This window comes from Nonomuraea salmonea, assembly GCF_042428605.1.
Taxonomy (GTDB): domain Bacteria; phylum Actinomycetota; class Actinomycetes; order Streptosporangiales; family Streptosporangiaceae; genus Nonomuraea; species Nonomuraea salmonea.
Genome location: NZ_JBHMCF010000042.1, coordinates 400833 through 411541, shown reverse-complemented (window position 1 = coordinate 411541; position 10709 = coordinate 400833). Strand labels below are relative to the sequence as shown.

General features: G+C 74.5%; 6 protein-coding genes. All 6 read left to right on the top strand.

Annotated features, from left to right (window positions below; all coding sequences use genetic code 11):
- Positions 1-299, top strand: a 299-nt coding sequence (locus ACFFR3_RS39980) for a Beta-galactosidase C-terminal domain (protein ID WP_379484815.1), incomplete at its 5' end; no start/stop codon positions are given.
- Positions 296-1792 (top strand): alpha-L-fucosidase, encoded by a 1497-nt coding sequence (locus ACFFR3_RS39975; protein ID WP_379484814.1) that lies wholly within the window; start codon positions 296-298, stop codon positions 1790-1792. The genes ACFFR3_RS39980 and ACFFR3_RS39975, both read left to right, overlap by 4 nt.
- A 12-nt stretch (positions 1793-1804) precedes the next feature.
- Positions 1805-4345 carry a family 78 glycoside hydrolase catalytic domain gene (locus tag ACFFR3_RS39970; RefSeq protein ID WP_379484813.1) on the top strand — a complete coding sequence of 847 codons (2541 nt, stop codon included), beginning with the start codon at positions 1805-1807 and terminating at the stop codon, positions 4343-4345.
- Positions 4342-5334 (top strand): glycoside hydrolase family protein, encoded by a 993-nt coding sequence (locus tag ACFFR3_RS39965; protein ID WP_379484812.1) that lies wholly within the window; start codon positions 4342-4344, stop codon positions 5332-5334. The genes ACFFR3_RS39970 and ACFFR3_RS39965 overlap by 4 nt, the downstream gene beginning before the upstream one ends.
- Before the next feature lie 137 nt (positions 5335-5471).
- Positions 5472-6848 carry a glycoside hydrolase family 28 protein gene (locus tag ACFFR3_RS39960; RefSeq protein WP_379484811.1) on the top strand — a complete coding sequence of 459 codons (1377 nt, stop codon included), beginning with the start codon at positions 5472-5474 and terminating at the stop codon, positions 6846-6848.
- Positions 6849-6890: 42 nt separating this feature from the next.
- Positions 6891-10691: a WD40 repeat domain-containing serine/threonine protein kinase gene (locus ACFFR3_RS39955; protein ID WP_379484810.1), complete on the top strand. Its 3801-nt coding sequence runs from the start codon at positions 6891-6893 to the stop codon at positions 10689-10691.
- Positions 10692-10709 lie beyond the last annotated feature (18 nt).

Genomic DNA, 10709 nt, shown 5'->3' with positions numbered 1-10709 from the left:
GCCGGGCGAGCGCGGCTGAGGGCCGGGCGAGCGCGGCTGAGGGCCGGGCGAGCGCGGCTGGGGGCCGGGCGAGCGCGGGCCTCGGCGCGAAGCCGCTGGTGGTGGCGGGCGAGCCGCGGGTCACCGTCCGGTCGGCGGTCAACGCCCGGGGCGAGCGCCTGTGGTTCGTCCACAACTGGTCCGATCGCGCGAGCACCGTGACCCTCACCGCTCAGGCGACCGAGGTCACCGGCTCCCGCGACCCGCTGCCGCCGGGCCCGCTGCGCCTGGCGCCCTTCGACGTGCGAGTGGTGAGATGACCCGATTCAGACCTGACTGGGAGTCGTTGCGCACCCACCGGATCCCCGAGTGGTTCGGCGAGGCGAAGTTCGGCATCTGGTCGCACTGGGGCCCGCAGTCGGCAGGCCGCTCAGGCGACTGGTACGCCCGCCACCTCTACGGCATGCAGCCCTGGTCAGAGCCCTGGGAACGCAGGAGGGCCACCAGGCAGCACGCACACCATCGCGCCCACTTCGGCGGGGGCGGCGCGAAGGACCTGTTCCCCCACTGGCGGGCCGAGCGCTTCGACCCCGACGAGCTGATCGACCTCTACGTGACGAGCGGCGCCCGCTACTTCGTGGCGCTGGCCACCCACTGCGACAACTTCGACCTCTGGGACTCGAAGCTGCACGGCTGGAACGCCACCCGCGTCGGCCCCCGCCGCGACATCGTGGGCGCCTGGGAGCGCGCCGCGCGGGCGGCCGGCCTGCCGTTCGGCATGAGCTTCCACCAGAACTGGACGTGGCGCTGGCTCGACGTGGCCCACGGCAAGGACCCGGAGACGGGCGAGCCGTGCGACGGGGGGCTGACCGCCGCAGACGGCGCCGGCACCTGGTGGGAGGGCCTCGACCCGGCGCAGCTCTACCCGGAGCGGCACGAACCGGGCGCCCGGCCGCCGGCGAGGGTGGCGGAGCGCTTCTACGCCCGCGTCCGCGAGGCGCTCGACCGCTACCGCCCCGACCTGGTCTACCTGGACGACGGGCGGTTGCCGTTCGACGAGGGCAGCGTGGTGGAGTCGGAGCCGGTCAGCGCGGCGGGCCTGGAACTGCTGGCCCACTACTACGACACGTGCCCGACCGGCGGCATCGTCACGATCAAGGACGTCCCGGACGCCGACCGCACGGCCGTGGTGCTCGACAGCGAGCGCCGCCAGCTCGACACGGCGCAGCCGTACCCGTGGCAGTTCGACACCAGCGACGGCGAGTGGTTCGACTGCGCGGACGACGACCCGATGTTCCACCCGCGCAAGAGCGCGCACCAGGTCGTCCACACCCTGATCGACGTGGTGAGTAAGAACGGCTGCCTGCTGCTGAACGTGCCGCAGCGCGCCGACGGCACGGTGGACGAGCGGGCCCGCGAGCTGCTGGCCGGCGTGGGCGGGTGGCTGCGGGTGTGCGGCGAGGGCGTGTACGGCACCACGCCCTGGGTGCGCGCCGCCGAGGGCTCGACCGGGATGGGCGAGACCAAGGGCTACGAGGGCTACAACGAGGCCGACCGCGCCTACGGCCCCGGCGACATCCGCTTCACCCGGCGCGGCGAGACCGTCTACGCCACGCTGCTCGCCTGGCCGAAGGACAGGACCGCGGTCATCACCAGCCTGGGCACGTCCGCCGGTCTCCTGCGCCGCCGCCCGCAGCGGGTCGAGCTGCTGGGGTACGGCCCCGTCTCCTGGCGGCTCGCCCCCGACGCGCTGCGCGCCGACCTGCCGCCCGTGCCGCCGACCACCGCCGCCTACATGTTGAAGATCGCCTGAGGAGTGTCCCCGTTGCCGACGAACCTGCGAACGTGTGATCTGACCGACCCCCTCGGCATCGAGGCCACCCGTCCCGTCCTGAGCTGGCGGCTGACCGGCGCCGCCACGCAGACCGCCTACCACGTGCGCGTGGACGGCCTGTGGGACAGCGGCGCCGTCGAGTCCGCCGGCCAGCGCGTGGTGTACGGCGGCGCGCCGCTGGCGAGCAGGGCCGCCGCGCGCTGGCAGGTCAGGACGCGCGACGCGGCCGGCCGCTGGTCGGAGTGGAGCGAGCCGGCCCGTTTCGAGCTGGGCCTGCTGGAGCCGGGCGACTGGACGGCGTCCTGGATCACCCACCCCGGCTGGTACGACGAGGGCGGCGACCCGCGCGTCGGCGAGGGCCGCCCGCTGCCGCTGCTGGCCGGCGAGTTCATCACGGCGGGCCGGGTGACCCGGGCCCGCCTGTACGTCGCCGGGCTCGGCGTCTACGTGGCCTCGCTGAACGGCTCCCCGGTGACGGACGCCGTGCTGGAGCCGGCGTACACGGACGTCACCCGGCGGGTCGCGTACGCCGTGCACGACGTGACGGCGCTGCTCCGGGAGGGGCGCAACGCGCTCGGGCTCGCGCTCGGCCCCGGCATCGCGCACGTGTTCCCGCACCAGGACCGCTACATGAAGTTCTACGGCTCGAAGGCGGCGCCGAAGGCGATCGCGCAGCTCGAAGTGCGCTACGCCGACGGGAGCGAGGAGCGGTTCCGCACGGACGCCGGCTGGCTGGCCGGCGAGGGCCCGACGACCCGCTCCCACTGGTACGGCGGCGAGGACTACGACGCCCGCCTGGAGCCGCCCGGCTGGGACGTCCCAGGCGCGGACCGCTCCGGCTGGCGGCCCGTGGTGGCCCTCCCCGGCGCGACCGGCACGCTGCGGGCGCGGGCCTGCCCGCCGATCCGGGTCACCGAGGAGCTGCCCGCGGTGGAGAAGCTGACGGCGACCGACGGCACGCCGGTCTTCGACGTGGGCACGGTGATCGCGGGCTGGGCGGAGCTGCGGCTCGACCTGCCGGCCGGGCGCTACCTGCGGCTGGTGCCGGGCGACCAGCTCGACGCGTTCGGCCGGGTGATCCAGTCGAAGCCGACGACTGGCGCGCCGATCTTCAACACGTACGTCACCAGGGAAGGCCCGCAGCGCTGGCGCCCGAGCTTCCGCTACGACGGCTTCCGCTACGTCGAGGTGCAGGGCCTGCCCGAGCAGGCGGGCCGGGAGGCGCTGGCGGGGCTGGTGCTGCGCGCGGACAACGACGTGATCGGCCGGTTCGAGACCTCCGACCCGCTGATCAACGACATCCACCGGATCATCGACCGCGCGGTGCGCGGCAACATGTACAGCGTCCTGACCGACTGCCCGCACCGGGAGAAGCTGGGCTGGCTGGAGCAGACCCACCTGCTGTTCGACGTGGTGGCCTACAACTACGACGTGGCCGCGTACCTGCGTGAGCTGCTGGTCACCATCGCCGAGGCGCAGACCTCCGATGGCCTGGTGCCGGACATCGCGCCGGAGTACCTCGTCTTCGACGGCGCCTTCAGGGACGACCCGAACTGGGGCGGCGCGATGGTGCGCATCCCGTGGCAGATGTACCGCTGGTACGGCGACGCCTCCGCGCTGGAGCGGCACTACGACGCGATGGCCCGCTACGTCGGCTACCTGACGGGCAAGGCCGACGACGGCATCCTGCGGCACGGGCTGGGCGACTGGTTCGGCCTGGACGACACGACGCAGGTGCCGCTGGTGTCCACGTGGGGCTACTGGCGGGCGGCGGGCACGCTGGCGCGGGCGGCCGTGGTGCTGGGCCGCGACGACGACGCCAAGCGGTACCGGGCGCTGACGGACGCGATCTCGGCCGCGTTCACCGGCGCGTTCCTCAAGGACGGGCGGTTCGGCGGCGGCGGGCAGGCCTCGCAGGTGTTCGCGCTGGACATGGGCGTCGTCCCGGCCGAGCTGGTGCCGGGCGCGCTGGACGAGCTGAGCGCGGCCGTGCGGGCGGGCGAGATCACGGTCGGCGAGGTCGCGCTGCCCGCGCTCTACCAGGTGCTGACCAGGGCGGGCCGGCACGACGCGCTCTACGGGTTCGCCACCTCGACCAGTCATCCGAGCTACGGCTACCAGGTGCGCAACGGCGCCACCGCGCTCACCGAGGCGTGGGACGGCCCGACGCGCGGCCTGTCGCAGAACCACTACATGCTGGGCGCCATCGACGCCTGGTTCTACCGGGGGCTCGGCGGCATCGGGCAGGCGCCGGGCTCGACCGGGTTCCGGAAGCTGCTGATCGCGCCGGCCGCGCCCGGCGACCTGGCGTCCGTGACCGCCCGGACCGCGACCCCGTACGGGGAGGTCGGCGTGGCCTGGCAGCGGGCGGACGGCGCGTACGAGCTGGAGGTCGAGGTGCCGCCGGGCTCGACGGCCGAGGTGCGGCTGCCCGACCTCGGCGCGGCGCGGGCGCCCGCTGCCGCCACGGCCGTCGGCGAGCGCGCCTGGGAGGTCCCGGCGGGCCGGTGGACGTTCGGGGCGCGGCGATGACGGGGTACGACGCCGGCCGTCTGCGCACCCCGTACAAGGCGGACCGGCTGCTCGTCGGACCGTCGGGCGAGCCGGGCGCGTTCGACGCGTTGTTCGTGGACTGCCCCTTCGTCTGCTCCGACGGCGGCGAGTACCTCATGACGTACGTCGGTTTCGACGGCACCGGCTACCAGACCGCGCTGAGCCGCTCACGCGACCTGACCACGTGGACGCCGGGCGAGGTGGTGTTCCCCCGCGACCCCGCTCACCCCTACCGCCGCTACAACGCCGCGCTCACCTCGATCGTGCGCGACAACAGGCTCGGCTCCTGCGGACAGGTCGCCTGGCTGGACGGGCAGGCCGTGGGCACCTACCACGCCTACCCGGAGCCGGGCATGGAGACGGGCGCGGCGATCATCGGGTTCGTGGTCAGCGACGACCTGCGCACCTGGGCGGACACGGGATCGGTGCTGCGGCCGCAGGACGGCGGCGGGTGGGAGCGGGGCGGCCTGTACAAGTCGTGGCTGCTCCGCCACGACGGCCTCTACTACTGCTTCTACAACGCCAAGAACCGCACCTACGACGGCTGGCGCGAGCAGATCGGCTACGCCGTCTCCCCCGACCTCCGGCGCTGGGAGCGCCCCAGCCCGCTGCCGGTGGTGCCGAACGGCGGCCAGGGCGCGTTCGACGAGCGCTTCGCCTCCGACCCGTGCGTGCTGCGCGACGGCGACTGGTGGGTGATGTTCTACTTCGGGCTCTCCTTCGACGGGCACGCCCGCGAGGGGTACGCGGTCTCACGCGACCTGCGGACCTGGGAGAAGGGCTCCGAGATCCTCGTGGACGTGGGCCCGCCCGGCAGCGTGGACGACACGTACGCGCACAAGCCCGCCGTCGTGGCCAGGGAAGGCCGCCTGCACCACTTCTACACGGCGGTGCGGCGGGCGGAGCCGTACCTGGTGGGCGAGCACCGCATGACCGAGCACAGGGGGGTCGGCGCGGCATGGGCATGAGCAGGCGCGCGGCGCTCAGGACGCTCCCTCAGCCCGCACATGCCGTCCGCGCTGCCATGCCCAGCGCACCTTCATCCAGGGCATCACGCTCACCGGCGTGAAGGACTGAACCCCCCGCTTCGATCCGGAGGACATCGATGCAGCACTCCCGCAGGACGTTCCTGGGCGCCGCGCTCGGCGGCTTGGTCATCGCGCCGGCCCTGGCCGGGCCCGCCGAGGCGGGCACCGCGTGGAGCCGGGTGCCCGCCATCAGGCGGCGCATCAGGCCGCCGCGCTTCCCCGCCCGCACGTTCCCCATCACCCGGTACGGCGCCACCGCCGACGGCGTCACCCCGTGCACCGAGGCGTTCCGCCGGGCCGTCGAGGCGTGCGCGGCGGCCGGCGGCGGCCGGGTGCTGGTGCCGGCGGGGACCTACCTGACCGGCGCGATCCACCTGGCCGACGACGTCGAGCTGCACCTGGAGGCGGGCGCGACCATCCGCTTCAGCCGCGACCCGGCCGACTACCTGCCCGTCGTGGCCACCCGGTACGAGGGCGTCGAGCTGATGAACTACTCCCCGTTCATCTACGCCCACGGCCGTACCAACGTCGCCATCACCGGCTCGGGCGTGATCGACGGCCAGGCCGACGCCACGCACTGGTGGGACTGGTCCAATGACCCACCGCCCTCCGAGGGCCCGGACAAGCGGCTGCTGGCGCAACTGGCGGAGGACGGCGTGCCGGTCGCCGAACGGGTCTTCGGCGAGGGCCACTACCTGCGGCCCAACCTCATCCAGCTCTACCGCTGCCGCAACGTGCTCATCGAGGGCGTGACGGTCAAGGACTCCCCCATGTGGAACATCCACCCCGTCCTGTGCAGGAACGTCACGATCCGCGGCGTCACCGTGGACAGCCCGCGCGGCCCCAACAACGACGGCTGCGACCCCGAGTCCTGCGTGGACGTGCTCATCGAGAACTGCACGTTCGACACCGGCGACGACTGCGTGGCGCTCAAGGCGGGCAAGAACGCCGACGGCCGCCGGGTGAACGAGCCCTGCCTCAACGTCCTCGTCACCGGCTGCGTCATGCGCGACGGCAACGGCGGCGTGACCGTCGGCAGCGAGACCACCGGCGGCGTGCGCTGGGTGTTCGCCTGGGACTGCGAGATGAGCAGCCCCCACCTGGAGCGCGCGATCCGCGTCAAGACCAACCCCGAGCGCGGCGGCTACGTCAGGGACGTGCACGTCAAGGACGTCGAGGTCGGGCAGGCCGCCGACGCGGTCGTCGAGGTCGCGCTCGACTACGAGAACAAGCACACCGGGCCCTACTTCCCCGACGTCGGCGGCATCGAGATCACCCGCCTGCGGGCCGGGACCGCGCCCAGGGCCTTCACCCTCATCGGCAACCCCGGCAACCCGATCAGGGGCGTGAAGGTGAGCAACAGCGTGTTCGAGAACATGACCGAGGCCGACGTGGTGACCGACGTGACCGGGTTCGAGCTGCGTAACGTCCGGGTCAACGGACACAGGGTGTGACCTTTACCCAACCTCTGCGTCACCACCGCCGTCCAACCAGGCATGAGCAGTCCACTGATCGACGGGGACCCGCAGCGGCTCGGCGGCTACTGGCTGGCCGGCCGGCTCGGCGAGGGCGGCCAGGGAGTCGTCTACGAGGGCTATGACCAGGACGGCACGCGGGTCGCCGTCAAGGTGCTGCGCGGCGACCCGGCCGGGGCGCCGCGGCTGCGCGAGCGGCTGGCCAAGGAGGCCGCCGCAGCGCAGCGGGTCGCGCCGTTCTGCACCGCCCGGGTGCTGGACGCCGACCTCGACGGGCCCAGGCCGTACATCGTCAGCGCGTACGTCGAGGGGCCCAGCCTGCGGGATGCCGGGCGTACGTTCGGCGGCGACGACCTGCACCGCCTGGCCACCGCGATCGCCACGGCGCTCACCGCGGTGCACGACGCCGGTGTCGTGCACCGCGACCTCAAGCCGGGCAACGTGCTGCTCGGGCCCGACGGGCCGCGGGTCATCGACTTCGGTGTGGCCCGTACGCGGGAGATGACGCTCAGCTCCACCGGCGACGTGACCGGCACGCCCGGCTACCTCGCGCCCGAGATCATCTCGGGCGAGCGGGCCGGCCCCGCCGCCGACGTGTTCGCCTGGGGCGCCGTCGTCCTGTACGCCGCCACCGGCGAGGACCCGTTCACCGGCGACTCGCTCGGCACGATCATGCACCGCGTCCTCACCCACGACCCCGACCTGTCGGTCCTCCCGGCCTCCTTGCGCCGCCCGGTGGAGTCGGCCCTGGCCAAGGACGCGGCCCTGCGCCCAACCGCCCGCGACCTCCTCCTCTCCCTCCTGACCGGCACCGACCCCACCCCCCACCTCCTGGTGAGGACCACCACCGGCACGCCCGACACCGCCGGCCACCGCACGCAAGCCGTGGCCGCGGGCGGGCGCGACACCCGCGACACCACCAGGATCGGCCGCCGCACCAGCGGCACCGCCGGCGCCGGGCGTGGTGCCCGTGACGGCGCCGGCACGGCGGCTGCGACAGGCCGCGTGCGGGGGGCCGGCACGGAGGCGATCGACACGGCGCAGCTGCTCGCGCTCGGGGCCGGGGGCGGGGGCCGGGTGGGAGCGGCCTTCGCGGCCAAGGCCGATCCCGCGCTCGGGGCGATCGCCGAGGACGCCTACGCGGCGCTGCCGCCCGAGGACCGGCTCCTCGTGCCCGAGCTGTTCCTGCGGCTGGTGACGGTGACCGACGAGGGCGAGCTGGCGCTGCGCGAGCCCCGCAGGTCAGAGCTGCCCGCCGGGATGGAGCGGGTGCTGAGGGCGTTCACGTATCTGGTGTCCGGCGGCGACCCCGTACGCCTGCTGCGCCCCGCGCTCCCACTCGCCTGGCCCCGGCTGCGCGAGTGGATCGAGGCCGACCGCGACGGCCTGGCCGTGCACCGCCGCATCACCGTGGCGACCGGCCGCTGGCAGGAGCACGGCCGCAAGGACGCCGACCTGTTCCACGGCAGCACCCTGGACGACGCGCTGCGCTGGGTCGCCGCCGACCGCACGCATCTCACGCTCACCCCGGCGGAGCGCGACTTCCTGGCCTCCTCCGCCACCCTCACCCGCCGGCGCTCGCGCCACACGAGACTCCTCACGGTGGGCCTGGCGGCGCTGCTGGCCCTCGCCTTGGGAGCAGGCGGCCTGGCCTGGCGCCAGAGCGCCACCCTGGCCGGCCAGCGGGACGCCGCCGACTCGGCCCGGCTCGCCGCCGCCTCCCACGCCGCACGGGGCCGTGACCCGGTGCTCGGCATGCTGCTGGCCGCCGCATCCGGCAAGCTCTCACCGACTGCCGCAGCCAGATCAAGCCTCCTCGCCGCCGCAGCCGACCCGGCCGCCGGCTCCTTCCGCGACCCCGCCACGGGCCCCGACGCCGTCCGCACCCTGACCGGCGACGGCCGCTCCCTGGTCAGCGTCACGCCGGGCGGCGCGACGATCTGGGACATCGCCACCGGCCACCGCACAGCCGGCTTCACCGGCCCGGTCACCGGCTCTGTCACGGGCCCTGTCGCCGGCCCTGTCACCGCGCCCGCCACCACAGGTGGCACCGATCGGGGAGGCGCGGCCGGAGCCGGCAACCCGGCGGCCGCAGGAAGCACCGTCAAGGCCAGGAACACCGCCGGAGCCGGAGCCGGGAGGACCGCCAGAACCTCCACGGCGGCCACCCGCCCCACCTCACCTGACTCCGGAGCCGGAACCGGCGAGGGACGGTTGCGGGAGGTGGCGGTCAGCCGGGACGGGAAGGTGCTGGCCGTGGTCGATGACACCGGGGTCGGGCTTTGGGAGGTGGGCTCCGGGCAGCCCCTGGGGCAGCGGATACCCGCGCCCGCCGACGCGGACGTGTCGCTGGCGTTCGGTGAGGGCCGGCTGCTCGTCACGGTCGGGCAGACGACGCAGGTCCATGACTGGCGTACCGGGAAGACCACGCCGCTGCCCGGGTTGCGGCGGCCGGCCGTGCATCCTCGCGGTCGGTACGCGGTCTCCGGCCCCGATCTGTACCTGCTGCCGTCCGGGAAGCGCCGGCCCGGCTTCCCCGGTGTCTGCGCGGACTGTGACAGTGCCGCCGCCTTCAGCCCCGACGGCGCCCGGCTGGCGATCAGCGACGACGACGGCCTTACCGTGTACGACACCCGCACCCGCGAGGAGCTGGCCGTCCTGCACGGCTGGGAGGACCACGCGGTCCCCGTGTTCAGCCAGGACGGCGAGCTGGTCGCCGGCATCGGCGCGAAGATCACGGTGTGGCGGCCGGGCGCCGACGAGCCGCTGCTGCTGGAGCGCCGCCCGCGCGACCCGGTGACGGCCGCCGCGTTCGGCCCCGACGGCCTGCGCTACCTCAGCGACGACACCGTGGTGACGCTCGTGCCGGCCCCGCCGTCCGACGAGCCGATGGACACCGTACGGCTGAGCGGCGACGGCCGTACGGTCGCCATGCACGCGCTCGGCAGCACCGCGATCACCCTCAACGGCCGCCGCCGCGAGACCGGCGCCTTCGACGACTACGACAGCGAGCTGGCGTTCAGCCCCGACAACCGGCTGCTGGCCGTCCGGCGCGGCGACCATGTCACGGTCCGCGACGTCGCCTCCTGGCGGGAGCTGGCCGCGCTCACCCCGAGGTTCGCCGCCGAGAGCGAGTCGAAGACGGTCCTGCCCACCTCGAAGGGCTTGTGGACGGCGGGCGAGCGGACGTTCACGCTGTGGGGGCTCCCGGGCGGGCGGCGGCTGAAGCAGGTGCCCAGGCCGGAGCGGCTGCTCGGCTGGACGGCCACCGCCGACGGCCGGCTCGTCGGCCTCGACACGGTCCGTCGGCGGCTGGTGGACCTGGAGACGGACACGCCGTTCGGCGCCCGGCTGCCGCTGCCCGCGCGGGCCGACGGCGTGTGGTTCGGCACCGGCCTCGACCTGGTGGCGGTGAACTTCGCCGGCAAGGTCGGCGTCTGGGACACCGCGACGGGCGCGCAGATGGGCGGCTGGATGCGGGTGGAGGGCGCGCCATGGGACGCGGCGCTCTCGCCGGACGGGCGGCTGTTCGCCTACGCCTCCCAGGACAACACGCTCAGTCTGTGGGACGTCCGCCAGGGGCGGCGGATCGGCCCGCCGGTCGGGCTCACCGGCAGCGCCCGCTCGGTCGCCTTCACCGCCGGCTCGGCCGAGGTGCTGGCCGTCGGCAGAGGCGGCCGCCTGACCCGCCTGCCGACCACGGTCGAGGCCCTGACCGAGACCGTCTGCATCCGGGCCGGCCGCACCCTGACGGCCGCCGAGTGGCACCGCCACCTGCCGGAGCGCGCGTACGAACCGGTCTGCCCGCCCCCCGCCCGCTGACCCGCGCGTACGAACCGG

What these genes read in the sequence shown, in the direction of transcription:
- ACFFR3_RS39965 (WP_379484812.1), top strand. Translation starts at nt 4,342, where the DNA reads ATGACGGGGTACGACGCCGGCCGTCTGCGCACCCCGTACAAGGCGGAC.
- ACFFR3_RS39955 (WP_379484810.1), top strand. Translation starts at nt 6,891, where the DNA reads ATGAGCAGTCCACTGATCGACGGGGACCCGCAGCGGCTCGGCGGCTAC.
- ACFFR3_RS39975 (WP_379484814.1), top strand. Translation starts at nt 296, where the DNA reads ATGACCCGATTCAGACCTGACTGGGAGTCGTTGCGCACCCACCGGATC.
- ACFFR3_RS39960 (WP_379484811.1), top strand. Translation starts at nt 5,472, where the DNA reads ATGCAGCACTCCCGCAGGACGTTCCTGGGCGCCGCGCTCGGCGGCTTG.